This is a genomic window from Paenibacillus sp. JCM 9796 (assembly GCF_055379675.1).
The window spans coordinates 3,177,682-3,202,822 of the sequence record NZ_AP043723.1 but is presented as its reverse complement, the minus strand read 5'-3'; the positions used below and the strand labels follow the sequence as shown (position 1 = coordinate 3,202,822).

Sequence of the window (25,141 nt, the reverse complement as noted above, 5' to 3'; positions counted from 1 at the left end):
TCTTCTCAACACGATGCCAAGCGGCAAGGTGAACGGGAATGTCTTAGTCGTGTATGTCCAAATCGAAAAGCGACCCGAAGATCGAAAGATGAATCGCGTTAATCAAATTGACTACCAGCAGGGTTATCGGCAATTTTTTGCGGAAGGACTTGATGACGGTGAAACCAGCCGCCAAATACAAACAAGCCTGCCAAAGCGGCAGACCTCCCTCTTGCTGAAATACGTTCAAACCCGCGGAACCGGCGGAATATGTATGTATAGTCCAGTTTCAACAGAAACGCCAATGTAATCAGCACGCCGATGTTGATGAAACAACATTCAGGCCTTCTGAACTTCCATCGGCTCCTTCTTCCAGGGTCCGCCGCGCGGGACCTAACCGCTTCACGCCCGCACGGCTACCAAGCTTCCTTGACAGACTCCCGCACGGATGCCACCGCCGGCCAAGCGGGCGAGCCCTCATACGGTCCCGCCTGCAGCCGGAACATCGCATCCCACGCCCGCTGCGTCGGCTGCTCGCAGCGAAACCGTTCCGCCTGCTGGCGCATGGTCGCAAGCAGCCCGGGCGAATCGATAAGCTCGAGCACCTGATCGAGCAGCTTACGCTCCTTGGACGCGCGAATCGCAACGCCAGCCCCCTCAAGCACCGCCGCATTTTCTTCCTCTTGGCCGGGAATGGGCTTATACAGCAGCATCGGCAGCTTCATCGCCACCGCCTCGGACGTCGTCAAACCGCCCGGCTTCGTCAGCAGCATATCCGCCGCTCCCATCCAGCGGTGAATATCCTCTACGAAACCCACGATCCGAACGGAGGGCGTCGGCTTGAGCGCCAGTTCCTCCTCGAGCGACTGCTTGGCAGCCGCGTTGCTGCCGCAGACGAACACAAGCTGAGCCCGCAGCCGCAGCGCCTCCGAACGCAGCAAGGCGCGCATATCCTTGCCCATCAGCCCGCAGCCGCCGCCCATGACCAAGACGACCGGCTTGAGCGGGTCCAGACCGAGCTGCCGCCGGAACGTCTCCCTATCTCCGGGCTCGAAGAAGCTCTTCCGAATCGGAATGCCCGTCACGCTGACGCAAGAGCTGGAAATGCCGCGGCGATACAGCGCCTGGGCCACATGCTCCGAGCCGACCAAATACAGGTCGGTATGCGGCTGCACCCATAACGCGTGGTCGGCATAGTCCGTAATTACCGTCACGAGCGGTACGGACGAAAGTCCTTGCGCCTTTAGCAGCGACACGGCGGCCGACGCCAGCGGGAACGTGCAGATCACCACATCCGGCTTACGGTCGCGCAGCAGCCCAAGAAGCTTAGACATTCCCAGCTTCAAGAACGATTTGGAGAACAGCGACATCTCTTCGTTCATGCGGGACTTGCGATAAAAGTAGCCATAGAGCGAAGGAGCCTTCTCTACACCTTTCAAGAAGCAGTATCGAATGACTGGGTGCAGGAGGGCGTAGATCTCTTGCATATAATCGATAACCTCGGCCTGCACGGGAGAATCGGGCCTGCCGCAGCCTTGCGCCAGCGCACGGGCGGCTTGCCGGTGTCCGTCGCCCAGGTCGCCTGCCAAAATTAACGCGCGTACCGGAGCTGGAAGCTGATTTTTCGTATACATGGTTACGCCTCCTGCATGTTCCCATTGTTTGGATTCACTGACTTTCACTGACTACAGGTTAAAAGTTCTTACCCCTACAATACCAGATATTTCACGTCCTGGCATCTTGAAGGTAAATTCTGGTATCTCTGTTTCCGGGTATGGTATGCTTAGGTCACTTCTACACGGAAAGGAATTCGATGAGAATGAAACTACTCGCATCCGGCAAACGATTTGCGGGCTTGGCGCTGCTGTCTGTCGTCTGCGTCGTCGTGTACGCGCTGCTCCGCCTATTCAATCAGAACACGTATTACGATTTCTTGATCTGGAACTTATTTTTGGCCTGGATTCCTTATGTATTGTCGTCGGTCGCCGCCATCCTGCACGAGCGGTCCACATCCGTCCCTCGGCTCGCCTTGACCGTTATCGGCATCGTGTGGATACTGTTTTTGCCAAATGCTCCTTATATCGTAACCGATATGATTCATTTAACCATTTTGAAAAGCAATTACACAGCGGAAGGCCATCTCGGCCTCGGTTTTTCCTATTGGAACGACTTTATGGTCATCATGCTGTTCGCTTGGAACGGCCTGCTGCTGGGCGCCGTTTCGATGCACCAATGGCACGCGATCCTTCGGGTTCGGACATCATCGCAGGTCTCCTGGGTTTGCGCCGCGCTCGTCTCGTTCTTGAGCGCTTACGGCATCTTGCTGGGACGCGAATACCGGTTGAACTGTTGGGACTTGCTCACGAACCCCGCTTCGATCGGGCGGTCCGTGGTCGACAGCCTCCATCCGGAGGCGCTGTTGTTTTGCGGTATGTTCGGCTTGTTCATCTTCGCGGTGTACGCCATGGTTTACCTTCTGATGAGCAGCGCGAAGCACGCAAGTTCACGGTTGTGAAGGCCCGCGCGGCCTCTTCGTACTCGCGGAGGAAAAAGGCGGACGCTTCCCGCTTCGAATCCGGGAGCAAGCTTCGCCCGCCCCGCCGCTTATCCGTATAAATGCGTCCGCGAACCAATCCGGGCTTCCAGCCGATACGTATGCGTGAATGTGCCGGCCCCGTCCGAGGCTGGCCCCATGCCCATTGCGGCCTCGCCGCCAAAGCCCTGACCGATTCTGGCAGCGCCGAAGCCAGCGCCTGCGCCACCGTCCGGCGGCGCCAAGCCCCCGGGCCCCATGATGGTGCCCGGTCCAGCTGACAACGGTTCCCTTAAGCCGGCTGCGTTACCGTTCGCCAGCTGGTGCAAATATTTAAAATTGGGGAACGTCGTTTCGTCCATCAGATAAGCACTGATCTGCGCTCCCGGAATCCGGTAACGGTTGAGCAGGCGGATGATAAACCACGCACTGGATACGCCGGTTCCATGCCCGAAGTATCTGCCGCCCGGCATCACGATGACGTTCACGCCTTGCCACTGCATCGACTCGGGATCTACCTCGGGATTCTTGAAATACTGAACGTCCCCGGGAATCCCTTCCCCCTCGGCGTGCACCGTGATCAGCTTCAAGTCCGCATCGTGATGCCATGAATATAGATAAAGGCGGTCGAAAAATCGATCGAACTGCTCCCGACCGATAATATCGAGCACCGCCTTGTACAGCACGACTACGATCCCCATCGCACACTCGAATGCGTAGAAGTGACCGTGAATATAAATATCTTCGATCGCATCCGACGGATGAACCGTAGGCTTCAACCTAAAACCGCCTTTCATATCAAGGGTCCAGAAACGTTCGTTGCAGCGCGAATTCTCAAACGTATCGAACGCGGCTCCGCTTTCCCCCAGCATAAGCGCTGCATGCACGATCGCTGCGCGCACGTGCAGCTCAAAGCGGAGCTCTTCGAACGACGCATAATAATACGGCGTCCGGCTCAGCTGCTTCTGCTGAAGAATACTCTGCTCCAACTCACTCGACACGATATGAAACGGCGATATCGGTTCTCCCTGAATGTAAATCAACACCATCCCCCCCTCCGCCCTTACGGCGAATGCATCTTGTACATTCTATGCGGAAGAGGCGGCGAAAAGGCCTCACGCCCCCGAATTAATCCATCTCGTAGATGGACCCCGACTTGCTGGCGAACAGCTCTGCGTACACCTTCTCGGCGTATGCATCCGTCATGCCGGATATATAATCGGCGACGAGCCGGGGCCACGACCAATTCGATTGGTGTCGCTCATAGTTTTCCAACCAGTCCGGAGGCAAAATCAACCGGCCGTTCTCCGGAACGATGAAGCTGTCCCACAGCCTGCGAATCATGATTTCGCTGCGCTTCTGCAGCCGCTGTACCCGGAAGTCCTTAATCAGGGTAACCCAAGCCAGCTTCTTCAGAATCTCCATCGTGCGGTGGAGTTCCAGATCCTGCCTGCCTTCATGCACGAACGTCACTTTCTTCCAGCCTTTGACCGGATCGTCGATGATCCCCACCTTGCCGACGAACGTGCTGACCCACCGCGCCTTCATCTCCCGCCGGGTGCGCGACGCTTCGCGGTCGCAGGCCGCGTAGATCGTCTCCCACTGGGCCAAATAGTCGGTCAAGACCCGTTTCACCATGTCCGGAATGTCCACCTGATCCCAGCCGACCTCATAGTTGCCCCGGTCGTTCACAATCTCCTGGACCAAATGCTCGACCAACCGGTCGTCCTCGAAGAACGTGCGGTTCATCTGGATTTTACCGGCGCGAATCCCATCTTCGATGTCATGCGTCGAGTAGGCGATATCGTCGCACAAATCCATCAGCTGCGCCTCCAGCGTCGAGCAGCCGACAGGCATGTTCCAGCGGTCGCGAATATAGCGAATACCGTCCGTCCATTCCATCCCGTACACGCCCTTCAGACGGCCGGGTTCTTCGAGGCTGTACGGATATTTGTTGATGCCGAGCAGCACGGCCGCCGTCAAATCCAGACCGCTGCCGCTGCCCGCCCGCTTCTCCAGAAACATCAGGATGCGGTAGTTTTGCGCGTTCCCCTCGTAAGCGAGCCCATAAGACTCCTTGAGCAGATGGTTGAGCACCTCTTCACCCTTATGCCCGAACGGCGGATGACCCAAATCATGGGCCAGCGAAGCGCATTCTACGACCGCCGGGTCCAAAATCAAACCCGGATGCTCCTTCCGCTCCAGGAACGGATACTGCTTGTTCATGCGCCGCGCGGTCTCCCGCGCAATTTGCGAAACTTCGATCGAATGCGTCAGCCGCGTCCGGTAATAGTCTCCCGTTCCGGCGCCGAACACTTGAGACTTTCCCTGCAGCCGGCGAAAAGCCGGCGATTGGATCAGCCGCGCATAATCTCGCTCATATTCATCCCGTTCTTCGCTAAACGTGCCCTGAGCCGGTTCATCCAGTCGGAACTTACGCAAATCCATGGTCTTCCCCCCAAGTTGCCTGCCGATTCGCTCCCGATATTCTCTTCGTCTGGAACCGGACCGATTTTTGCAAATTGTATCACATTTGCACCATGGAGAGAAAGGACGGACCCGCCCCGGCGGGAAGGCGGCTGTCCGCTGCTTGAAAGTTACCGGTCAGCCCCCCGAGGAAGGAGCGGCTCGCGCCGCCATCAGTTCGCTCAAATATTTGGCCACATACTGGTGGCCGAACATCTCGTCATACTGAAGCTCGCGGTAAATCTCGACGTCCTCCTGCACGGAAGGCGGCACCTCGGCATACAGCTGACCGCTCGAATCGACGACCAGATTGCGCAGCAGCCCCGGCGTTTTTTGCGCCAGTTCGGCGTTGTATGCCCACGCGGCCGGCAGCTCCAGCCCGATGCGATTCAGCACATAGGCGCCGAGGAACGAGGTGCTAAGCGTCGGCACGTGCTCCTTCGGCAGCCCTTCGTTCGTCCACATGACGAACGGAACGCTATGCATGCTTTTCAACTCTTCAAGCGACCACTGCTCGGAACGTCCGGTCGAGACGAACCCCGCTTGCGCGTACACGTCGTAATCGTACCCCAGCATCGGCAGATGGTCACCGTAAAACACGATGACCGTCGGCTCATCCGACTGCTCGAAGTGATCGATCAGCAGTTGCAGGCTGCGGTCGGCATCGCTTGCGCCCTGCACGTAAGTTTCCAACGTATTTTTGGCCTCGGCGGTCTGCAAGCCTTCCGTCTTGATCGGATTGTCGCCGTATCGGTTATCGTCGTAAGGACCGTGATTTTGCATGGTTACCGCGTAAATAAACGTCGGCTCTTCGTTCTCTTCAACTTCTTGTATGATCCGGCGGGACACCTCGTCATCGGCTATAAAAGCGCCTTTGTTGACAGGATTGTCGAATCCCTCCTTGCTGATAAATTCATCGAAGCCCATGTACCGGTACACGTTCTCCCGGTTCCAGAACCAGCGCTCGTACGAATGGATGGCCGTGCTGGCGTAGCCTTGCGATTTGAAGTAGCTCGCGAGGCTCGGCAGCGGCCTGCTGATATATTGCTGATACGGAACCGATCCCGCGGGCATGAAGCTCATCGACTGGCCGCTCAGGATCTCGAACTCCACGTTGCTGGTGCCGCCTCCGAATTGCGGCGACAGCAGGAAGCCGCTTGTCATCTCCTTCTGCAGACGATGAACGGTCGGCAGCGGGTCTTCGCTGAACTTTACGTTCTTGAGCAGCGTCGGATCCCAGAACGCTTCGTTCATGATGAAGATCACATTCGGCTTCTGCGTTTGCGATGCGGCCTTTGCCTTAGGCGCGCCGACCAGCTCATTCAAGCTGTCGGCCAAGCCGGCCATGGCCGATTCACTGTAGCCAGGCGGCCGCGGCACGATCGTGTTTTTGACATTCATTGTAAACGCGAGCGCCAGCCCGTTCTCCCCGTAATTTTCCTGCTGATTCCAGACGATCTCGTTCATGCCGGCACGATCCACCAGCGCATTAAGCCATGCCGCCCGCGTACCGAAAGCGTAAAGCCCGAAGCCGCAAACCGCCACTAACGTCAGACGCGTCAGCCATCGCGGCGACATTCGCGGCATGGCCTTGCCGATCGCGAACAAGGCGATAGCGGTACCGAACACGAGGGCAAGCCGCAGAACGGCTTCCCTGCTCGTCACAAGCGGCAGTATATTCATGCTTTCTTTATTCAAAAAAATATCCCATGGAAAAAACGGCTCGCCGATCAGCTTTTTCTTGAAATAACTGATTAAGGCGACCATAGAAAGCAGCAGCACGCTTAAGCCCGCGGCCATAAACAGCCGCCCGACCAAGCCGTACAGGAATAAGAAAACAAGCATGGCCAGCAGCCCGTTCAATAGCGCCAGTTTCGGATGAGACGCCATCCAGGTCCCTGTTTCATGCAGAGACCCCCTGTGAAGCACTTCCATCCCGACAACCAGCAGCACCGGCACGATCAGCAGCGCCGCGGCTACAATAACGGGGTTCACCATTCGCCGTTTGGCGGGACGGGGTGACTTCGTTCGTCCTTGTATCACGGTTGGACGCACCCAGATCACTCTCCTATCGGCCCGCTCACGCGGCGGACATATTTGCAGTTCATGTTAAGACATTGTAAACATGAAATCTTAAAACCAGCTGAAAATATGCTGAAAGTTAAAAAATGGTTCTCGGGACGCATAGGCTTTCGCGTATAATCGACAAATATTTCGTCCGGTCCACAGCCTATTTGCGCCACTGCGTGTGGATATGTTACGTTCAAGTATGCAAGCGAATGTCTAAGAAGAACGGAGTGACAAGGCTATGGAGCAATACCAACCGTTAATCGGCGTCATCCTGGAGAAGCTCGATCAGACCTATAAAGATTTACAATTTAATTACAACGGCCTTGACGGCATCATAAAGGGGCATTCCGAACACGAAGTTCGAAACACCCCTGAACTGATTACCATAACGGAGCTCCGCGACAGCTATCTGGAGCTGCTTCAAGTGATGGAGAAGCGATTTCCCGGACTCAAATAAACGGTGGAGATCGAACCGTTCCTGAAACTTTCAACCGTCCGCTCCGTAGTTACAGGTATCATTAGCTAAAGGAGGAAACGTAATGTTTAAGCATATTTTACGCAAAATCGCAAACAGTGTGCTGCATTCGAAACGTCCTCATTACCGCGGCGGCAGCTCGAATCGTTACCATCGTCCAGGCCCTCTCAAACATTCGTCGTCGTACTCTTCCGGTCGCGGCAATTCTTACGGACACCAATACTACAAGAAGAAATTTCATTCCAGTTCCTGACGTTTCGACCGTTACGTTAAGGCGGCTATCGCCGCTTCGACATCCTGCATGAGCGCCGCGTCGCTCTCATAAGCCTCATCCAGCCGCAGCAACCGCCGGAGCAATCGCCCGGTTGCCATCGATAAGGACAGCTCTTCGTGCCATTCGCCCGGAGGCTGTCCTTCTTGCGCTTCATAACCGGAGTACAAGAGGAATAACAGAAAATGACCGATCGCATACCAATCGCTCTTCACGTCCGGCAGGCGCCGACGCTCCTCCTCCTCGCTTGAGAATGGTTCCAGCCCCTCCGTATCTCCGATCCGCCGCGCCAGTCCAAAGTCGATCAGCACGTAAGTCCCGTCCCGCACCATCACGTTCGGAATGCGAAGGTCGAGATGAACCCAGCCACGCTCGTGCACGAACCTGACGACCGGCAGCAGCCGCGCAATGAACGCCAAGCTCTCTAATTCCGAGAAGCCCCGCTGCTGTTCGAAAATGAGATCCTCCACTGTCGCGCCGTCGATCCAATCGGTGACGAGAAATAACCGCTTACCGTCCTCAAACAGACCGCGGCACTTCGGAATGCTCGGGTGCGTCAGCGCGAGAAGCGCCTCCTGCTCCCGGCGCAGCAGCTTCCGGCCGAGACCCCGCTTGCTCGGCTTCGACTGCTTGACGACGACCCGCTCCCCCGTCTGCCGATCCGTGGATAAATAAGCGAGCCCGTAGCTTCCCTCGCCGAGAAACCGGACAATTTCATAGCGTCCTTGCAGTCGATGTCCCGCACGCAGCGGATAATCAATCCAAGCCTGGTACACCTGGCGTAAATAACGGATCATGGGTCTTCCTCCGGTCGCCCGATATCGAAATAATTCCTATTCCTAGCGTACACCAAAACGGCGAATCCCTCAAAACCGCTGCAGCGTATACCTACCTGTAGCCACACCTCCCCCGGTTCGCCAAAAAACCGCTTGGCTTCATCATCGCCAAGCGGTTCTCTTTTATCGTATTGGCCTTGCTTCTATTACCATTCAGCGACCGTTCCGTCCTCCTGCCTCCAGACCGGATTCCGCCATTGGTGGCCGATGGCCGCCATTTCTCTTACTTTCTCTTCATTGACCTCAATGCCTAAGCCCGGTCCGGTTAAATTTCGGACAAAGCCGTCCTGGTAGGCGAAGACGGAAGGATCCTTCAAATAATCCAACAAATCGCTGCCTTGATTATAATGAATGCCCAGGCTTTGCTCTTGAATAAAGGCGTTAGGCGAGCACGTATCGAGCTGCAGGCAAGCGGCAAGCGCGATCGGACCGAGCGGACAGTGAGGAGCTACGGCAACGTCGTAAGCTTCTGCCATCGCAGCGATTTTCCGCGTTTCCAGAATGCCTCCGGCATGCGACAGGTCCGGCTGAATAATGTCGACGATTCCTTGTGCCAGCAGTTCCTTAAAGCCCCACCGCGTATACATTCTCTCGCCCGTAGCGATCGGGCAGGAGGTGTAGCGGGCGATTTCCTTCAGCGCCTCGTTATTTTCCGGCAGTACCGGCTCCTCAATGAACATCGGACGATACGGCTCCAGCTCCTTGGCGATAATTTTGGCCATCGACTTATGAACGCGCCCGTGGAAATCGATTCCGATGCCGACTTCCTTCCCGACCGCTTCGCGCACGGCGGCGATACGGGCGATCGCCGCTTCCACTTTACCAATCGAATCGATGTAGTGCATCTCTTCGGTGGCATTCATCTTCACAGCCGTAAAGCCCGCTTCAACCTGCTGTTTAGCCGCTGCACCCACGTCGCTCGGGCGGTCTCCGCCGATCCAGGAATAAACGCGCGTCCGGTCGCGGCAAGCCCCTCCCAGCAGATCGTAGATGGGGGCATTGTAGAATTTCCCTTTGATATCCCACAACGCTTGCTCGATCCCCGAGATCGCGCTGGAAAGAATCGGTCCTCCCCGGTAAAATCCTCCGCGATAAAGCACCTGAAACAAATCCTCGATCCGCATCGGATCTTGACCGATCAAATACTCGCTCATTTCCGTTACAGCCGCAGCGACGGTGTCCGCCTTGCCTTCCACGACGGGCTCGCCCCAGCCGGTAATGCCTTCATCGGTCTCAACCTTAAGAAACAGCCATCTCGGCGGAACCTTGAACAGCTCTAATTTTGTAATTTTCATTGTGACTCTCCTCTTCTCTATATGGGGAATATCGGCTGCGCGGCATGCCCGGAGCCTTTAGCTAAATTGATCCCGGTACTCCTGCGGCGTAATGCCGAACTGCTTCTTAAACGCATGATTAAACGAGTGCGGCCGCTGATAGCCCAGCCGAGCGGCAATTTCGTAAATTTTCTCCTGACTGTTCTTGAGCAGAAATTCCGCTTTATCCATCCGGACCCGGTGAACATAATCGCTAAGGTTGTCGCCGGTTTCCAGCTTATATATTTTTGAAACATAGACAGGATGCAAGTACACATGATCGGCAATCGTCTGGAGAGAAACGTCCTGGCCTATATGCTGATCGATAAACCATTGAATTTGCTTGATCAGCACCGACCGGGAATCCTTCGTCTCCTGATCCATATCCTGCCGGATCTGCTTCAGCGTCCGAAGCGACCAATCCTTCAATTGATTCACGGAACGAAAAGGAAGGCCTTCGGTCATCTTGTCATAATCGCTCCCGATTAAATCGAACAGCTGCTTGCCGTTCTTGTGCGCGATGTAGGCATAAGCGGATGCGATGGAGAAATAAGCCTCCAGCACATGCTCCTGGGAGCCGCCGTAGCCGGTTTCCAATTCATCGAAAATCAGATGAAGCTTCTCTTCGATCCGGTCCCAGCGGGCCGCTTCCAGCAAATGAATGAGCGTAGGCGGCTCGTACAAGCTTTGCGGCGATTGCGTTTCCGGCAGCGCCTGAGCGTCCCCGAGGCGCATGAACAGCTCATGCTCGCTGCCGATTCGCCTGCGGAAAGCCCCCACCGACCGGGTATACAAGCCGGCCAAATCTTCAGGGAAGCGCCCCTGCCCGCTCACCAGAATGGACACTTTGCCCTTCAAATAGGTGCTGACGGCAGACTGAAGCAGCGCCGCGGTTCGCTCCACCCACGTCGAGTCGTCCGCCTCATCGGATGTCTGCTTGGGCTTCAGCAGGAACGCCAAATAATCGTGAGCATCCTTGGTGTACCAAATGTCGAATTTATCCCCGAACAGCTCCTCGACCATATTGCCGATCGCGTATTCCAGCAGCGACAAGCTGTGAGCATCGTATTGCAGGAAATATTCCTCGAGCCGAACGAGCATAAGCGTGAAGCATTGATCGAGATAATGGGACAGCTCCAGCATTTGCATCTTTTCCAGCAGCGCCGCATGGGACAGCTTGCGCCCTTGCAGCAGGTCATGGAGCAGATTGCCCCGAAGCAGCGGCAGGTTTTCTTTAAGGGCATAAGCCAAGCGCTGCTTGGAAGTAATCTCTTCCCACTCCCTTTGCAGCTTCCCCATCACCCGTTGAACCGTTTCGACAAGATTGGCTTCGGTGACCGGCTTCAACAAATAATCTTCCGTTTGATGCACGATCGCTTCTTTGGCGTAATTAAAATCCGAGTACCCGGACAGCAGGATGCACTTGGTTTTCGGCCAACGATTGCGAATTTCCCCAACCAGCTCCAGCCCCGACATTCCCGGCATCCGGATATCGGTAATCACGATATCGATGGAGAATTGCTCAAGCAGCGCAAGCGCCTCAAGACCGGAATAGGCTTTGTATACGTGCTCGATCCCCAGGGACATCCAGTCGATCGTGCTTGAAAACCGTTCCACCACGTGAATTTCATCATCAACAAGCAAGAGCTGAACCACCGTTTACCCTCCTTCAGAGACCGGAGCCGTTTCAGGCAAAGCGCCTTGCCTGTTCCAAGTAACCGTAACTCGCAGCCCGCCGCCCGTCCCGTGCTGGAACGTCAAACCGGAGCCCGCTCCGAACTTATAAAACAGCCGGTGGTGCACATTCCAGGTCCCGCAGCCGATGTCCTCGCTCATCGGCTTCTGCAGCTGCGCGTGAAGATGCTGCAGCTGCCGGTCGGTCAAGCCCGCTCCGTTATCTTCAATCACGACATAATTGCGCAGCTCATCCTGTTCGCCGGTGATCGTGATTCGCCCGCCGCCCATGCGATGCTCGATGCCGTGGACAATCGCATTCTCAACGAGCGGCTGCAGAATCAGCCTCGGGACGGCTTCATCCCACATCTCCTCAGGAACCTCGATATGATAGTCGAGGCGCTGCATGCGTAAATTTTGGATGTTCAAATAATGCTTAACCAATTCGAGCTCATCCCTGAGCTTGACCGACTGGTTCTCCACGCGTGTGGCGTAGCGGCAATAGTCTGCCAAATTTTGGGCCATCCTCACAACCGAATCGCGGTCTTCCATGACGGCCGAATTGATAATAAAAAATAAAGAATTATAGAGAAAATGCGGATTAATCTGCGATTGCAGCTGCTTCAGCGACGCCTCCCTGGACCGGATCTTCTCGACGTACACATCCTCCACCAGCAGCTGGATCCGCTCCGCCATTTCATTGAACCGCTGGATTAAATAATCGAATTCATTCTTGGACCGGTACTCGATCCTTGCCGCTAAATCGCCCCGCTTCATGCGCTGCATGCTGCGAATCATCTGGACGATCGGAATCTGCACATTCCGGTATAGCAGGAAGACGGCCAGCACACTCATCACCAGAAGAAGCCCGACGGATACATAAAACAACCGGCTCGTTTGCGTGATCGGTGCCAGCATCTGCTGAACCGGCACGTAGTCGACCAGATACCAGCCGATCTGCTCGGATTGCACATAACTGATCAGGTACTCCTGCCCATCGATCTCTTGTCTGACTTGACCGACGGCGTTCATGGGAGCCTCGCCTAACCGTGTACGGATCGTCTCCGAAAGAGACCTGTTCGAGCCGCTGTTCCATATCGTTTGATAGGCCGGATGAAAGAGAAACGGATCGCTATGCTTATCCAGCTTGTACACATCGAGCATATCGGTGATGTTCCGAATGGTGAAGCGGACTTGATACACGGCCCCCGCTTCTTCAATCCGTCCCGCTCTGGCCGGCTCGCTAACCTCCCGGACGAACATGGCGGTTGCCTGATCTCCCGGGCGGTCCTCGACATAAGTCCATTGCTTAAGAATCGGCCGGTTCCATTGCAAACGGTCGCCCCCTCCGAGAAAGATACTCGAAGAAACCGTTTGTTGATTAGCCGGAAGGAGTATCGTTAAATCGTTATACCAGCCGCTTGACACGCTTTGCAGGCCAAGCTTCGCCGTAATGCGGGATTGCGCCTTCAGAACGTCCATGATCGGGGCTCCCTGCATATCGATAAATTCACGAATGTAGGGATCGTTGCCCATAATGACGGGGAACATGGACAGGTTGGAAATTTGCGAATCAAGCTGATGCAGGAAAAATGAAAGCTGATTCACATTCGTAGACTCGATTTGTTCCTGTACGACACGGTTTGCGGTTCGGTTGGAAATGCCGTAAAGCACCAGGATCGGAATAAGCAACAGCGCGATCAGGAGCAGGATCTTGCTGAAAATATTCAATTTGTAAGGCATCTGATCCCCTCCTGCGGAGTAACTTAGCCACTTCCGACTCTACTGCTTAACGACCTCGTGACCGCCGAATTCATTGCGGAGTGCAGCCACGACCTTGCCGTGAAAAGCATCCGTCTCCAAGGAACGATATCGCATCAACAAAGATAAAGCAATGACCGGGGTGCTGGCTTGAAGCTCCAGCGCCGTCTCCACGGTCCATTTCCCCTCGCCCGAGGAATGCATAATCCCTTGGATTTGATCCAATTTGGCGTCCTTGTCCAAAGCTCTTGCCGTCAATTCCATGAGCCAGCCCCGAATGACCGAGCCATGCGACCAGAGCCCCGCCACTTCCGCCAGGTTCAAATCAAAGCTGCTTTTGTGCAAGACCTCGAACCCTTCGGCTATCGCCTGCATCATCCCATACTCAATGCCGTTATGCACCATCTTTAGAAAATGTCCGCTGCCGCTTGCCCCCGCATACAGGTAACCATGCGGGACGCACACATCGGCCAGCAATGGCTCTATCGCCTCAAAGGCCTGCCGGTCGCCTCCAACCATCACGCAGGCGCCATGACGAGCTCCTTCCATACCCCCGGAGGTCCCTGCATCCAGGAAACGGACGCCCTTCCCGCAACAAAATTCAGCAAGCCGCATCGAGTCTTTGTAATGCGAATTGCCGCCATCGACGATTGTATCTCCCTCGCTAAGCAGCTCCGTTAACCGGGTTACCGTGGCGTTGACCGGATCGCCCGGCGGCACCATCACCCAAACGAGCCGCGGCGGCGTTAAAGCAGAAACCAGCTGCTCTAACGAATCCACCGCAAGCCCGGCATGCCCGAACAGCTTGCCGGCGTTCGAAGCGTCGCGATCATAGCCGACTACCTGATGCCCTTTATCCAGCAGCTGCATCGCCAGGTTGCTTCCCATCTTGCCAAGCCCAATCAGCCCGACTTTCATGTCTGCCTTCCCACTCCTTATCCTGCGCCCTGAAGCGAATGCTGCAAGGCGGTGATCGCCTCGAACGTTTCGCCCAGACCGGCGTAGGCTTGTTCATAGATTCGATACAGTTCCGTATACACTTGATGATGCTTCAAGCAAGGGACATACGTTTCGCGCATATTAATCGTGGACTTGATGTCGCGGATATCGCCGTATTCCCCTAAAGCTATCATTCCAAGAAAAGCGGCTCCGTAGGCTGAAGCTTCCGCACAAGCCGGAACCTCCACATCACAGCCGAATACGTCGGAAAGCAGCTGGAGCAGGAACGGCGAGCGGGCGAAGCCGCCCGAGGCGAGCACCTTGTTCTTCAAGCCCGTTAAATCATGCATCGCTAGAGCGACCGACAGGAGGCTCATCATCATCCCTTCCATCGCCGACCGCGCCAGATGCGGGCCCGAATGGGTCAAGTTTAAGCCAAGGAATACGCCGCGCGCATTCGGGTTCCAGATCGGCGCGCGTTCTCCGGATAAATACGGAAGAAAGAGCAGCCCTTCGGCTCCAGGAGGAATCCTCTCCGCTTGGCGCAGCATCCCTTCGAGCGAAGACTTCCCCGAGTCCGGACCCTGTATCGAATGAAGCACCGTTTGTACCCAATCCAGAACGATTCCGCCGTTGTTCGTGCCTCCGCCAATCACCCAATGGCGGTCGTCAAACACATAACAGAACGTTTGCTGCCGATCGCTCGTTAAAGGCCGGTCGACCACGGTTCGTACGGCACCGCTTGTTCCGACCGTCACGGCCAAATCCCCCGGATCGATAGCCCCTACTCCAAGATTCGCGAGCACACCGTCACTGGCTCCCAGCACGAACGGCACATCCGTGGACAGACCCATACGCTTGGCGTAGCCCGGATTCAGTCCGGTCATCACGCAGGTAACCGGATGCAGCTCCGAAAGCTGATCCCGGCGGATGCCTGCATCGCGAAGCAGTTCCTTGTCCCAATCCCTTTCCCCGAGACGGTAAAGTCCTGTGGCAGAGGCCAAGGAATGATCGATGACAAACTGTCCAAACAGGCGGTACAGCAAATATTCCTTGATGGAAACGAATTTGCCAGCTTTTTCGTAAAGGTCGGGCCGGTTTTCCCTCAACCAGAACAGCTTGGAGAGCGGCGACATCGCGTGAATCGGAGTACCGGTGCGCTTGTAAATATCCAGCCCGCCTGAAGCGGCGATCCGTTTCGCTTGCTCTGCGCTCCGATTGTCGGCCCAGGTCATGAGCCGGGTAAGCGGACGCCCCGAATCGTCCACGACCAGCAGCGAGTGCATCGCGGAGCTTAGAGATACGGCCGCCACCTCCCCATGAGACAGGCGCACGTCCGCCGTCACACGGCTGACGGCTTCGGCTGCCGCCTCCACGATGAGCCCGGGATCCTGTTCCGCATAGCCCGGACTTTCGCATATAAGCGGGTAGGGAACGGAGTGGACGCTCGCCACGGCGCCGTCCACTCCGAAAGCAACCGCCTTCGTACTTGTTGTGCCTATATCTAAACCGACAAACACTCTCATGGACCCGTCTCCTTAAGCCTTTCCAGGGCTTTTATCCCTTAACTGCGCCGGCAGCCATACCGCTTACGATGTAGCGCTGCGCGAGCAGTGCGATAATCAGCACGGGCAGCGTGATGATGCAGGCGGCCGCCATGAGAGCGCCCCAGTTGATTTCCGAATAGGACATAAAGTTAAATACCGCAATCGGCAGCGTCTTCGTTTTGTCGCCCGCCAGAATGATCGAGAACATAAAGTTATTCCACGAGAAAATGAACGACAGCAGCGACGAAGTAATGACGCCGGCGCCGGAGATCGGTAAAATAATGCGCATAAATACTTGGTGGTGCGTACATCCGTCGATCAAGCCCGCTTCCTCAATTTCCGTAGGGAGCGCTTCAAAGAACGAAATCATAATCCAGATAATGAAAGGCAAGCCGACCAGCATATGGCTCAAAATAAGCGCTGTGTAGCTATCGACCATGCCGATGCTGGAGAACAAAATAAACCACGGAATGAGGAACGTGATACCCGGAATAATTCTCGCCACCAGGATCACCATCCCCAATTTATGCAGATGATGTCTGGCAATCGCATAAGCCGCGGGCAAGCCGAGAAGCAGCGAGAGCAGCGTGGACCCGAGCGCCACGATTAAGCTGTTGACGATAAACTTCAAGAAGTCATATTCCTTAAACACGCTGGCATAGTTCTTAGCGCTCGCCGTGAATGCAAAAAAATGATCGCTGGACATTATCTGGGCCTGCGTCTTGAAGGAGGCGAGCAGCATCCACAGAAACGGGAAGGCAAACACGACCAATACAAGAAACGTTAATGCCGAGAGAAGCAGGTTCACTCCCAACCGCCGTTTTTTCCTCATTTCGCTCCCTCCAATCGTTTACGCATCCAGATCATCAATAACGTCAAGCCCATCACCAGCAGGAAGAACAGGACAAGCAGCGCGGAAGCCATACCCAGCTTAAAGTACTGGAATCCCAGTACGTAGCCGTACAGGTTCAGCGTTTCGGAGGCAAAGTTAGGTCCCCCCTGCGTCGTTGCGTAGATAATATCGAACGTTTTCAGCACATCGATCAAGCGCAGCATCGTGGCAACCAAGATCGTCGGCCGCAGCAGCGGCAGCGTAATGGAGACGAATTTCCTCCAGGCGCTGGCTCCGTCCACATCTGCCGCTTCATACGGATCGCTCGGCAGTGTCGCGATCCCCGCCATCACGATCAGCGCGATCATCGGCGTCCACTCCCATACGTCGATGATAATGAGGGAAGGGATGACCTGGCTCGGTGAAGCTAGCCACAGCAGAGGCTCGAAGCCAAGCGATTTCAGCATCATATTGGCGACGCCGATCGTCGGCTCGTAGATCAGCATCCAAACCAAACCCATCGCGACCGGCGTCGCAACCATAGGCAGCAGGAATACGGTTTTTACCAGATTTTTACCAATGAAATTGCGGGAAAGCAGCATAGCAATAGCAACGCCGAGAATAACTTCGGCAGCAAGTGCCACCAAGGTAAAATAAAATGTCGAGCCAACGGCATGCCAGAAGCGTTCATCCTGAAGCAAGGCGTAATAATTGGCCAGTCCGACCCATTTCGGAGGCGTCGTAGCGGACATGCTCCATTCGAAGAAGCTGATCCGCACCGTATAGATAATGGGGAACAACATCATAAGCAGGACGAACAACACGGCCGGAAGCGTGTAAATCCATTTCAAGTGTCGATCAAACCAGCTGTACTGCATAATGAAAATCCACCCTTCCTTCGTTTTGTTGCACAATGGCCGGTAACATCAAGAGGGCCAATAGAGGCCCCCTTCATGTACAGCCGAGCGGAAATTACTTGCTTTTGTCTTTATCCATAATCGCTTGCAGCGCCGCGTTTGCTTTATCCGCAGTATCCTGAAGGTTGGTCTCGCCAGCCATAACCCGCTGTACGATTTCACCTACAGCGTCGCGGGCTTCTCCTACGCTGATGACCGTCGGACGGTCATGGTCTACGCCGCCCTTCACGCTTTCCTTGATGACCGTAACCAGTTCCGCCGGGAATCCGGTCGTGCCTTCAGGGTTATCCCAAACGGATGCGCGTGCGCCAGGGTTGCCTTTTTGCTGCGTTTTCAACACGATTTCCTTGCTGGTCGCCCATTTCATGAACTCCCATGCGGCATCCTTGTTAGCCGACTTCGAATTCATTGCCAGTCCCCAGGAAGTGATGTTATACGGCTTGGAACCGGCTTTGCCGCCCGGGAATACCGCGAAGCCTACTTGATCGGCCACTTTCGATTTCTCCGCGTCCGTGAGGTTCTTGTAAAGCGAGTTCGCATCCGTGAGGAACGCCACTTTACCTTGTGCGAATATACCGAAGGCTTGCGGCCAAGACATATTCAGTACGCCCGGAGGACCGTAATCCTTAAGCAGCGTTCCGTAAGTCGTGAATGCCTTAATGGCTTCCGGCGTATTGATCGTCGCTTTGTCCCCTTGCGAGAAGTCCGCACCTTCCGAGTACAGGAAGGAAGACACTTGCGTGACGAGCGGCGAGCGCTGTCCGCGGGCAACGAAGCCGTACATTTCGTTCTTCGGATCGTGCAGCTGCTTCACGGCCGCCACCAGCTCATCAATCGTTTTCGGCACGGCGATTCCCGCTTTTTGCAGCAGATCCTTGCGGTAATACAAAATCTCTTGCTCCGTAATGATCGGAATACCCGCCAGCTTCCCGTCCACCGTCACACTGCCGACGGCCGATTTGGAGAAATCGGCAAAATCATAACTGGCATCCTTCTGCGGGTATTCATCCAGCGGAGAAACCCAGCCGTTCTTATAGAACAGCTTGCCTTCCTGAAGCGGACGGTACATGAACACATCCGGGGTAGCCGATCCGGAAGTAAACTGAACGGTCAGCTTTTGCGTCAATTGGTCTTCGAAGAAGCTCTGTACATTAACTTTCATCCCGGTTGCGGCTTCAAACTCCGGAATGAGCGGCTTAATCGCATCGTTCCAAGGATGGTTCGCGGTAACCAGTGTAATATTTTTACCTTCAAAAGGTTTGGCGGCCGGCTTGGCAGCTTCCGGCGCTTCGCTTGCTTGCTGCTGTCCGCAGCCTGCTGCCAAGCTTGCCGCTACAAGTACGGACGCGCTAACGCCCATCCAACGACTCCAAGATTTTCTCATGAATAGACCTCCTATTTCATCTCTGTTTTGAAAAGGCTTTCTTACAAGATTCAGCATACCTGATCGCCTTCCGATCCGAAATAACGAAAACTAAACATCAATAACTACGCTTAAACATCTTTGCAAGGGAGACCTTTCGAACCCAAGAAAAAAGAGGAGACATTCCTGAAACGTCCAGGAACCATCTCCGATTTGTTCATTGAGCCTCTCGTTAATGAGAGGATCTTCTTATCATTTCTCTCTGCTTGGTTCTCATTCGTCTGTCGTCGGGCTCATTAGGCCCCCCGTCCTTCTACATGACCTTCCTTCCAAATCCTGCATCTCTATACGGCCTTTACTAGCGGCTATGGCATCCTCTCCTTCAGGCGCATGCCAAAGCCGGACAGACCTGCATCGGTCTGTCCGGCTATCACCACTAGAGCGCCAGGCCGGCTGAACCGGCTCAGCTTTTAGTCGGCCTCCTGCCCGCTGGCCATCGGCCGCTCCTGCCCGGAATCGCCGCCGTCTCCCCCGCGCAGCTCGATCTCGCCAGGCGATGGCTTCGCTTGGTCTGACCCTGCTTCCAACAGCCGGAGCAAGACGGCAAGAGCGGCAAGCCCCGCAGCGAGCCAGCCCGCTACTACCTCTATCCACATAGACTTCCCTCCCGTTCAGCTCTGGTCACGATAGTGCAGGATATGTGACTTGGTCGGGATTCGTTTGGACGGGCGGGCGCTCATCCCCGGGCTTATCTGTTTTCTGACGACTAGTTATCGCTCGCATACCGTGACATAGCGGGCGAACGAGCCTTTCTTGACGATGCAGCCGTCCGTAATCGTTAAGCCGGCCAGCCGGATCGACGGCTCGATCGGATCGATAGCGATTACGACTACGCGCTGCGCCATTCGCCGGGCGCTGCGGAGCAGGTCAAGCTGCTCGTCCTCGGACAGCTTCGAGCACAAATTGTACGGCAGGTCGAGAATCGCCGTATCGTAGCCGCCCTCCACTTCGCGCATATCCCGCAGCTTGACGACGTCCGGATAGCCGAAATGGCGAAGGTTCTCGCGTGCGCCCCGCACCGCCAGCGGATTGACATCGAAGCCTTCGATGTCCATTCCCATCGACAGCGCCTCGATCAGCACCGTACCGATGCCGCAGCACGGATCCACGGCGCGGACTCCCGCCGGCTGCGGAACGGCGATATTCACGATCGCCCGGGCCACGCGAGTGCTCAGCGCCGTCGAGTACGGACGCGGCCTATCCTTGTGGCGCAGCCATACCGCCGCGTTCTCCGACAGCTCGCCGAAGACCCAGCGATGCTTCAGCTTGGCTAAGCCGAACGTCCGCTTCGGCGTTCGCATCTCCGCCTTCCCGCGCAGCCGGGCCCCGACCTGTCGCTCCAGAGCGCGGCGCTCCTCGTAAGCCGCCGGCTCATCTGCGGGCACATAGATCACCTTGAACGTATCGCCGTTCAGATCGATCCCGCTCGCCCGCTCCGCGACCTCTTCGACCGCAGCTCCTTCGAACATGACGTCGAGGCGCTGCTTCATGAACGGACTCCGGCTGGGGTCCAAACCGAGTTCGCTTTCAATCCAGGGCGAGGCGTCCTGCACACCGAACCAAACGCGCTGCTCCAGCGCGCATAACGAGGCCTCGTCCTCGTGATAAGCGAATGTATATACATAACGAGCTTGCGGCTCCAACATCATCGGCTCCTTCTGGCCGGCCGTACCGGCCGGGAATGCTTCCATTGTATACGAAAGCAGCCGAAAAAGCCCGTTCCTGCCAAGCCAAAAAGGACCTTGCGTTCAAGGTCCTTCCTTCCGTGCCCTTACCGAGAGACCGGTTAGCTTTCGATGATTTCATCCAATTCCGAATCGCTGCGGTTCGCTTCCGCGATAATGCTCTGATCCGTTTCATTCTTGCCTTGGATCGCTTCTGCCGCCTGCGCTTGCCGGTTCAACTGCTCTTCCGTCTGCCCGATGCCGTGGGCGCCTTGATGGTTTCGGCTCGAAGTCATTCGTATCACCTCCGTACATGTAGATGCCGGCTTGCCGGGTGTACAGCTGACTTTTACTATGCACCGTTTCCGGTAATCGTATACAAGAAGGACTTACTTTACCCGAAGGTCATCGTTTATACTAAATAACAAATACCCGATCGTTGCCCAGCCAAATCCGCCCGAGGAGACCATAACCTCATGTTCAATCGAAATCGATCTTGGAGCGCCCCGCCTCCGCTTGCTTTCCTGGCATTATGGGGAGGACTGGCCTTACTGCTGGGGCCGAACGACCTGTATCTATCACGGATGCTGGCGGACACAAGCTCGCAATGGGCCAGGTTCTTTGAAGTTTACGGCGAGCATCCGGCCGTTCTGTTCGCTTGGGCCGGTTCTCACCTCCTGCTCGCTAGTTCGCGCCTGCGTAAAGACGGCTTGTCGTTTACGCTTCGGCTGCCCCTGCTCGCGGCGAATGTGACGGCCGGCTACGCACTCTTGCACATGACCGCAGAACGGGCCTTTCATGTGAAGCCGACCGGCCTACACGCCCTGCTCTCGCTGCTGGCCGTGGCGGCTGCTGCCCTGCTCGTGCAGCGACTGCTCGCCCGCTTGTCGGCGGAGTATCTTGCCCGCTTCGAACGGGCCGCCCTGCTCTCGCTGCTGCTCGTAGCGGCCGAGCTTGCCGCCGTGCATGCGTTGAAGTGGGGGTGGGGCCGCATCCGCTTCCGGGATCTGCTGCCCGATTATTCCAATTTCACCGCCTGGTACTTGCCGCAAGGACCGAACGGCAACCGCTCCTTCCCGTCCGCCCATGCCGCCAACAGTTGGACGATGCTGCTGCTGCCCGGCTATGTCGCCGCCGCAGGCGTCCGCGCCTATTGGCGTTATGCGGCATGGGGCTGCGCCATTGTGTGGGCGTCGTGCACCTCGTTGAGCCGCATCGTCATGGGCGCGCATTATGCAACGGACATCTTGTTCGGCGCCTGCATCACGATCTCGCTATACTGGGTGCTGCACCGAACCTTGGAAGCGGATACGGCGTCTGTTCGTCTCCGGCCCTTTACGCAGCGAAGCGGACTGCCTAAGTAATGTCCAGGCTCGCTACGAAAGATATTACGCATCATCGTTCAGCTATAGGCGGGAATAGCTTGCGTAAGCGGATCGCGACAACGACGCCCCCCGGAGCACCTTGGCCTACCCTTGCATCGGCAGCCGGACCGTCACCTTCGTGCCCTCATCTAGACGGCTCTCTACGGTAATATCGCCGTGGTGGTGCTCCACCAGCTGCTTGACCATGAACAGTCCGATGCCCTGTCCGCCTCGCTGCTCGTTCGTTTTCTCATACTTTTGAAACAATCGGCTGAGCTGGTTATCCGTCATGCCGACGCCATAATCCTGCGTGACGAGCACCAGCTGCCCGGTCTCCCTATACGCCTTGAAATCAACCGGCTTGCCCTCGTCGCTGTATTTGATCGCATTGCTGATAATGTTCGACACGATCAGTTTAAAGCCCGTCGCATTGCTCAGCAGCGTCTCCCTCCCATTCAACCGGATCTCGTGGTGCAGCGCGATATTTTGCGTCCTCGCCTTGACCTCCATAATCTCCATCACGTCCAGCAGCAGCTCCTTCGGGACGGTCAGCCTGCGCCGCCAAAGCGCGTCGGTGGTCAGCATTTGCTCCGTGCTGATGATATGGGAAATTTCATTATCGATCAACGCAACGTAGTCGCGAATCGCCTTCAGCTTGTCGCGGTCCTCCTGATCCTGAACCTTGCTCATCAGCAGCGAGGAATAGGCCTTGATAACCGTCAGCGGATTACGAACCTCATGGGAGACAACATGGACAAAATCAAGCTTCTGCCTGTACAAATCCATCTCCGATTCCATTTCCTTCTGTACGGCCAGCGCCGGATAAGTCACGGCATGATTCGATTTATGGTTATAAAGACTCGACAACACCAGCTTGTCATCGGTCATCAAGTATGGATGCGTTTTCATAGCTTCCAAAAGAACAGCCGCGTTTACGTTCGAAGCATCATACCCACAAACGGTCACAAACCCCAGCCCGCTCAGTGAAATGTCACAGCCATGTTCATAAGCATGAATCTTCTCCGGCATGTCCGGCTGCTCTTTCCAGCCCACCTGCCCCCACAGCCGCATATCGACCTGATCTTCTAAGTAGGGGGCGATAATTTGGTTCAAATTCAACAAGATCCGGGAGAAATGAAAATCCTCGTGCATGTCATAAAATTCGGTTTGATTGATGTAATGGACGTACTGGCGGATACGTTCATCCGTCACTTCTTTCCGCAGCGCCTCTGTCATCCTCTCAAAATGGTCGGACGTATCGATGATAATAACCCGTTGATCCAGATTGATCCCCATAATAATAAACGAAACGGCATTGCTGATATATTTCTCCGTATCGTTGTAAAAGTACAAAATATGCGAACCGTTCTGCACATGGAACTTGCTCGTAAGAGGTATGCTGCTTTGTCGGGTCATCCGTTTGTTCCTCCAAAAAGTCGTTTCCTGTCATCGCGCATGCGCCGATTCGTCGCGAATCAAGCTCTTGCCGACTGCGATTTCAGAGTTGTTTCGCTGCTTTAGGATCTACTTTCATTATAGCCGTCCCGATCGAAAAGACAATGAAAAATCGTCAAGTTTTTCCATCTTCTGTTGATCCTTGCCAAATTGCGACGCACTTCCTCCACAGATTCCACTTTTCCTTTTTTATCCCTATGATGGATAATATAAGTAAAAACTGTCGGGAGATCCTGCAGGTCAACCACCGCAGAAAAAGAACTGCACTTATACAAAAATGCTTTTCTTCTATGATTTCGTAGGAAAATCGATCGTTGACGTTCAGGGCGCATGGATCAAAGTAAGGAAGAAAAATTACTACTTGTCGATTATGGAAGAGGAGCTGCGCCGGATCGAGCAAATCGTAGGCGAGCTGCTCCTGTTGGCCAAGCCGCCCAACGTTCAATTCCGCAAATATAATCTGGTCGATACGATTGAGCAGATCGTCGCCCTCTTGCAAACTCGGGCGATCATGAACAATATCGAGATCGAGTTCCAGCGCCGGGCGGCCGAAACGGAAATATACTGCGACGAGAACCAAATCAAGCAGGTCTTCATCAACCTGATCCAAAATGCGCTCGAAGTCACGCCTGTCGACGGCCGCGTCGCTATCGACATCGATTCTGACGCGGATGGCGTCGCCATTGCGATACGGGACGAAGGTCCGGGGATTCCGGAGGATAAGCTGCGGAAGCCGGGAGAGCCGTTTTTTACGACGAAGGAAAACGGGACCGGCCTCGGCTTGACGGTCAGCTACAATATCATCGAAAATCACGGCGGCCGCATCCAAGTGAACAGCATCGTAGGTCAAGGTACGACGTTCACGATTCGTCTGCCCTTTGAGCCGAAGACATTGGCGGCGGAGCCGCTGTTGACGGGATAGCGCAACGCCAAAAAAACCCCCTCTATCGTTCACGTTACGATGGAGGGGGTTTTGGGTTCATCGTTCCATCCCTTTATTGAAGCGAACGGAACATCATCTGATAAATATCGCCAAGCGCCAGCGCATCGCGCTCCGGATCGATCACGCTCTGCACCCGCATGCCATATAAGAAAGTGACGAACATCATAGCCATTTTCTGCGCATCTACTGACGGCGGAATGACGCCGTTCTCCTGACCGACGCCGATCCACCTGCTGGAGGTGGCTAACGTATGCTCGTAAATGCCGCGTACGAGCCCGGCTACCTTCGGGTTGTCCATTTGCCCGAGCAAATAGATGAAAATTTTGTTGGACACGTCCAGATGCTCGGCACTGCGAGCCATTCCTTCGGCAATCGTCTGCAGCGGCCGGTTGACGCTCGCCGTCTGTTGATCGGCTACCGTTTCGAAAAACTTCACGTTCACTTCTTCCATTCGCGATTTCAAAATTAACCCGAACAGTTCGTCTTTGCCGGAGACGTAATGGTAGATGGCGCCCTTCGATAGTCCGGAGCGGTCGATGATGTCCTGCAGCGTCGTTTGCCGGCAGCCTTTCTCCCGGATCAGTTGTTCAGCGGTGTCTAAAATGAGCTGAAAGCTCGCGCTTACGGGCGAGGGTTGAACCATAACGTTAATGACCTCCTGCCTGAAGTACATATAAAG

Annotated in this window: 23 protein-coding genes; 5 read left to right on the top strand and 18 right to left on the bottom strand. The window is 55.3% G+C overall.

The annotated features are described in order from the left end of the window. Positions 1-395: 395 nt before the first annotated feature. Positions 396-1,613, bottom strand: coding sequence for an MGDG synthase family glycosyltransferase (locus ACZ439_RS15385; protein WP_054800032.1), 1,218 nt, complete (start codon positions 1,611-1,613; stop codon positions 396-398). A gap of 179 nt (positions 1,614-1,792) precedes the next feature. Here ACZ439_RS15385 and ACZ439_RS15380 point away from each other — a divergent pair, with 179 nt between their 5' ends. Continuing rightward, the gene (locus tag ACZ439_RS15380; protein WP_464619875.1) at positions 1,793-2,494 is read left to right on the top strand and encodes a DUF1361 domain-containing protein; all 702 of its coding nucleotides are present in this window, start codon (positions 1,793-1,795) and stop codon (positions 2,492-2,494) included. Between the two features lie 89 nt (positions 2,495-2,583). Here the strand turns inward: ACZ439_RS15380 and ACZ439_RS15375 are convergent, their stop codons facing one another. The 3 genes from ACZ439_RS15375 to ACZ439_RS15365 all read right to left on the bottom strand — a co-directional run bounded on the left by ACZ439_RS15375 (position 2,584) and on the right by ACZ439_RS15365 (position 7,033). Beyond that, a complete protein-coding gene (locus tag ACZ439_RS15375; protein ID WP_181410074.1) occupies positions 2,584-3,555 on the bottom strand; it encodes a protein-glutamine gamma-glutamyltransferase in 972 nt (323 codons plus the stop codon). An 85-nt stretch (positions 3,556-3,640) separates the two neighbouring features. After that, entirely contained in the window at positions 3,641-4,960 is a 1,320-nt protein-coding gene (locus ACZ439_RS15370; protein ID WP_054797669.1) for a deoxyguanosinetriphosphate triphosphohydrolase family protein, read from the bottom strand. A gap of 156 nt (positions 4,961-5,116) precedes the next feature. Beyond that, positions 5,117-7,033 carry an LTA synthase family protein gene (locus ACZ439_RS15365; protein WP_236595755.1) on the bottom strand — a complete coding sequence of 639 codons (1,917 nt, stop codon included), beginning with the start codon at positions 7,031-7,033 and terminating at the stop codon, positions 5,117-5,119. 253 nt (positions 7,034-7,286) lie between these two features. On the opposite strand from ACZ439_RS15365, the gene ACZ439_RS15360 reads away from it, so the two are divergent. Further along, on the top strand, positions 7,287-7,505 hold the full coding sequence (locus ACZ439_RS15360; protein WP_127608600.1) for a hypothetical protein: 219 nt from the start codon (positions 7,287-7,289) through the stop codon (positions 7,503-7,505). A gap of 82 nt (positions 7,506-7,587) precedes the next feature. Beyond that, complete coding sequence (locus tag ACZ439_RS15355) at positions 7,588-7,776, top strand: hypothetical protein (protein WP_054797665.1); 189 nt, start codon at positions 7,588-7,590, stop codon at positions 7,774-7,776. 11 nt (positions 7,777-7,787) lie between these two features. On the opposite strand, the gene ACZ439_RS15350 is transcribed toward ACZ439_RS15355, so the two are convergent. From ACZ439_RS15350 to ACZ439_RS15295, 12 genes are all read right to left on the bottom strand, one after another. Continuing rightward, positions 7,788-8,591: a serine/threonine protein kinase gene (locus ACZ439_RS15350; protein WP_201317920.1), complete on the bottom strand. Its 804-nt coding sequence runs from the start codon at positions 8,589-8,591 to the stop codon at positions 7,788-7,790. A gap of 185 nt (positions 8,592-8,776) precedes the next feature. Then, on the bottom strand, positions 8,777-9,925 hold the full coding sequence (gene dgoD / locus ACZ439_RS15345) for a galactonate dehydratase (RefSeq protein WP_054797663.1): 1,149 nt from the start codon (positions 9,923-9,925) through the stop codon (positions 8,777-8,779). 57 nt (positions 9,926-9,982) lie between these two features. Then, positions 9,983-11,599 carry a response regulator gene (locus ACZ439_RS15340; RefSeq protein ID WP_054800038.1) on the bottom strand — a complete coding sequence of 539 codons (1,617 nt, stop codon included), beginning with the start codon at positions 11,597-11,599 and terminating at the stop codon, positions 9,983-9,985. Positions 11,600-11,602: 3 nt separating this feature from the next. Then, on the bottom strand, positions 11,603-13,360 hold the full coding sequence (locus ACZ439_RS15335) for a sensor histidine kinase (RefSeq protein WP_054800039.1): 1,758 nt from the start codon (positions 13,358-13,360) through the stop codon (positions 11,603-11,605). 39 nt (positions 13,361-13,399) lie between these two features. Continuing rightward, positions 13,400-14,296, bottom strand: coding sequence for a phosphogluconate dehydrogenase (NAD(+)-dependent, decarboxylating) (gene gnd, locus ACZ439_RS15330; RefSeq protein WP_127608605.1), 897 nt, complete (start codon positions 14,294-14,296; stop codon positions 13,400-13,402). Positions 14,297-14,313: 17 nt separating this feature from the next. Continuing rightward, positions 14,314-15,843: a gluconokinase gene (locus tag ACZ439_RS15325; RefSeq protein ID WP_054800040.1), complete on the bottom strand. Its 1,530-nt coding sequence runs from the start codon at positions 15,841-15,843 to the stop codon at positions 14,314-14,316. A 31-nt stretch (positions 15,844-15,874) separates the two neighbouring features. After that, on the bottom strand, positions 15,875-16,696 hold the full coding sequence (locus tag ACZ439_RS15320) for a carbohydrate ABC transporter permease (RefSeq protein WP_127608607.1): 822 nt from the start codon (positions 16,694-16,696) through the stop codon (positions 15,875-15,877). Beyond that, entirely contained in the window at positions 16,693-17,574 is an 882-nt protein-coding gene (locus ACZ439_RS15315) for a carbohydrate ABC transporter permease (RefSeq protein ID WP_054797680.1), read from the bottom strand. The genes ACZ439_RS15320 and ACZ439_RS15315 overlap by 4 nt, the downstream gene beginning before the upstream one ends. A 94-nt stretch (positions 17,575-17,668) precedes the next feature. Further along, positions 17,669-18,997, bottom strand: coding sequence for an ABC transporter substrate-binding protein (locus tag ACZ439_RS15310; RefSeq protein WP_127608608.1), 1,329 nt, complete (start codon positions 18,995-18,997; stop codon positions 17,669-17,671). 449 nt (positions 18,998-19,446) lie between these two features. Continuing rightward, positions 19,447-19,632 carry a hypothetical protein gene (locus tag ACZ439_RS15305; protein ID WP_054797660.1) on the bottom strand — a complete coding sequence of 62 codons (186 nt, stop codon included), beginning with the start codon at positions 19,630-19,632 and terminating at the stop codon, positions 19,447-19,449. A 114-nt stretch (positions 19,633-19,746) separates the two neighbouring features. Further along, entirely contained in the window at positions 19,747-20,727 is a 981-nt protein-coding gene (locus ACZ439_RS15300; protein ID WP_464619874.1) for a TRM11 family SAM-dependent methyltransferase, read from the bottom strand. A 95-nt stretch (positions 20,728-20,822) separates the two neighbouring features. Then, positions 20,823-20,996 (bottom strand): hypothetical protein, encoded by a 174-nt coding sequence (locus ACZ439_RS15295; protein ID WP_164751869.1) that lies wholly within the window; start codon positions 20,994-20,996, stop codon positions 20,823-20,825. Between the two features lie 180 nt (positions 20,997-21,176). On the opposite strand from ACZ439_RS15295, the gene ACZ439_RS15290 reads away from it, so the two are divergent. Then, entirely contained in the window at positions 21,177-22,064 is an 888-nt protein-coding gene (locus ACZ439_RS15290; protein WP_054797659.1) for a phosphatase PAP2 family protein, read from the top strand. Between the two features lie 105 nt (positions 22,065-22,169). On the opposite strand, the gene ACZ439_RS15285 is transcribed toward ACZ439_RS15290, so the two are convergent. Next, positions 22,170-23,480 carry an MEDS domain-containing protein gene (locus ACZ439_RS15285; protein WP_054797658.1) on the bottom strand — a complete coding sequence of 437 codons (1,311 nt, stop codon included), beginning with the start codon at positions 23,478-23,480 and terminating at the stop codon, positions 22,170-22,172. A gap of 409 nt (positions 23,481-23,889) precedes the next feature. Here ACZ439_RS15285 and ACZ439_RS15280 point away from each other — a divergent pair, with 409 nt between their 5' ends. Beyond that, positions 23,890-24,441: an ATP-binding protein gene (locus tag ACZ439_RS15280; RefSeq protein ID WP_464621135.1), complete on the top strand. Its 552-nt coding sequence runs from the start codon at positions 23,890-23,892 to the stop codon at positions 24,439-24,441. A gap of 73 nt (positions 24,442-24,514) precedes the next feature. Here ACZ439_RS15280 and ACZ439_RS15275 read toward each other — a convergent pair whose 3' ends face one another. Continuing rightward, positions 24,515-25,105, bottom strand: a complete 591-nt coding sequence (locus ACZ439_RS15275) for a TetR/AcrR family transcriptional regulator (protein ID WP_054797656.1) — start codon at positions 25,103-25,105, stop codon at positions 24,515-24,517. Between the last annotated feature and the right edge of the window lie 36 nt (positions 25,106-25,141).

What these genes read in the sequence shown, in the direction of transcription:
- ACZ439_RS15385 (WP_054800032.1), bottom strand. Translation starts at nt 1,613, where the DNA reads ATGTATACGAAAAATCAGCTTCCAGCTCCGGTACGCGCGTTAATTTTG.
- ACZ439_RS15380 (WP_464619875.1), top strand. Translation starts at nt 1,793, where the DNA reads ATGAGAATGAAACTACTCGCATCCGGCAAACGATTTGCGGGCTTGGCG.
- ACZ439_RS15370 (WP_054797669.1), bottom strand. Translation starts at nt 4,960, where the DNA reads ATGGATTTGCGTAAGTTCCGACTGGATGAACCGGCTCAGGGCACGTTT.
- ACZ439_RS15360 (WP_127608600.1), top strand. Translation starts at nt 7,287, where the DNA reads ATGGAGCAATACCAACCGTTAATCGGCGTCATCCTGGAGAAGCTCGAT.
- ACZ439_RS15355 (WP_054797665.1), top strand. Translation starts at nt 7,588, where the DNA reads ATGTTTAAGCATATTTTACGCAAAATCGCAAACAGTGTGCTGCATTCG.
- ACZ439_RS15350 (WP_201317920.1), bottom strand. Translation starts at nt 8,591, where the DNA reads ATGATCCGTTATTTACGCCAGGTGTACCAGGCTTGGATTGATTATCCG.
- dgoD (WP_054797663.1), bottom strand. Translation starts at nt 9,925, where the DNA reads ATGAAAATTACAAAATTAGAGCTGTTCAAGGTTCCGCCGAGATGGCTG.
- ACZ439_RS15335 (WP_054800039.1), bottom strand. Translation starts at nt 13,360, where the DNA reads ATGCCTTACAAATTGAATATTTTCAGCAAGATCCTGCTCCTGATCGCG.
- gnd (WP_127608605.1), bottom strand. Translation starts at nt 14,296, where the DNA reads ATGAAAGTCGGGCTGATTGGGCTTGGCAAGATGGGAAGCAACCTGGCG.
- ACZ439_RS15325 (WP_054800040.1), bottom strand. Translation starts at nt 15,843, where the DNA reads ATGAGAGTGTTTGTCGGTTTAGATATAGGCACAACAAGTACGAAGGCG.
- ACZ439_RS15320 (WP_127608607.1), bottom strand. Translation starts at nt 16,696, where the DNA reads ATGAGGAAAAAACGGCGGTTGGGAGTGAACCTGCTTCTCTCGGCATTA.
- ACZ439_RS15315 (WP_054797680.1), bottom strand. Translation starts at nt 17,574, where the DNA reads ATGCAGTACAGCTGGTTTGATCGACACTTGAAATGGATTTACACGCTT.
- ACZ439_RS15310 (WP_127608608.1), bottom strand. Translation starts at nt 18,997, where the DNA reads ATGAGAAAATCTTGGAGTCGTTGGATGGGCGTTAGCGCGTCCGTACTT.
- ACZ439_RS15305 (WP_054797660.1), bottom strand. Translation starts at nt 19,632, where the DNA reads ATGTGGATAGAGGTAGTAGCGGGCTGGCTCGCTGCGGGGCTTGCCGCT.
- ACZ439_RS15300 (WP_464619874.1), bottom strand. Translation starts at nt 20,727, where the DNA reads ATGGAAGCATTCCCGGCCGGTACGGCCGGCCAGAAGGAGCCGATGATG.
- ACZ439_RS15295 (WP_164751869.1), bottom strand. Translation starts at nt 20,996, where the DNA reads ATGACTTCGAGCCGAAACCATCAAGGCGCCCACGGCATCGGGCAGACG.
- ACZ439_RS15290 (WP_054797659.1), top strand. Translation starts at nt 21,177, where the DNA reads ATGTTCAATCGAAATCGATCTTGGAGCGCCCCGCCTCCGCTTGCTTTC.
- ACZ439_RS15285 (WP_054797658.1), bottom strand. Translation starts at nt 23,480, where the DNA reads ATGACCCGACAAAGCAGCATACCTCTTACGAGCAAGTTCCATGTGCAG.
- ACZ439_RS15280 (WP_464621135.1), top strand. Translation starts at nt 23,890, where the DNA reads ATGGAAGAGGAGCTGCGCCGGATCGAGCAAATCGTAGGCGAGCTGCTC.
- ACZ439_RS15275 (WP_054797656.1), bottom strand. Translation starts at nt 25,105, where the DNA reads ATGGTTCAACCCTCGCCCGTAAGCGCGAGCTTTCAGCTCATTTTAGAC.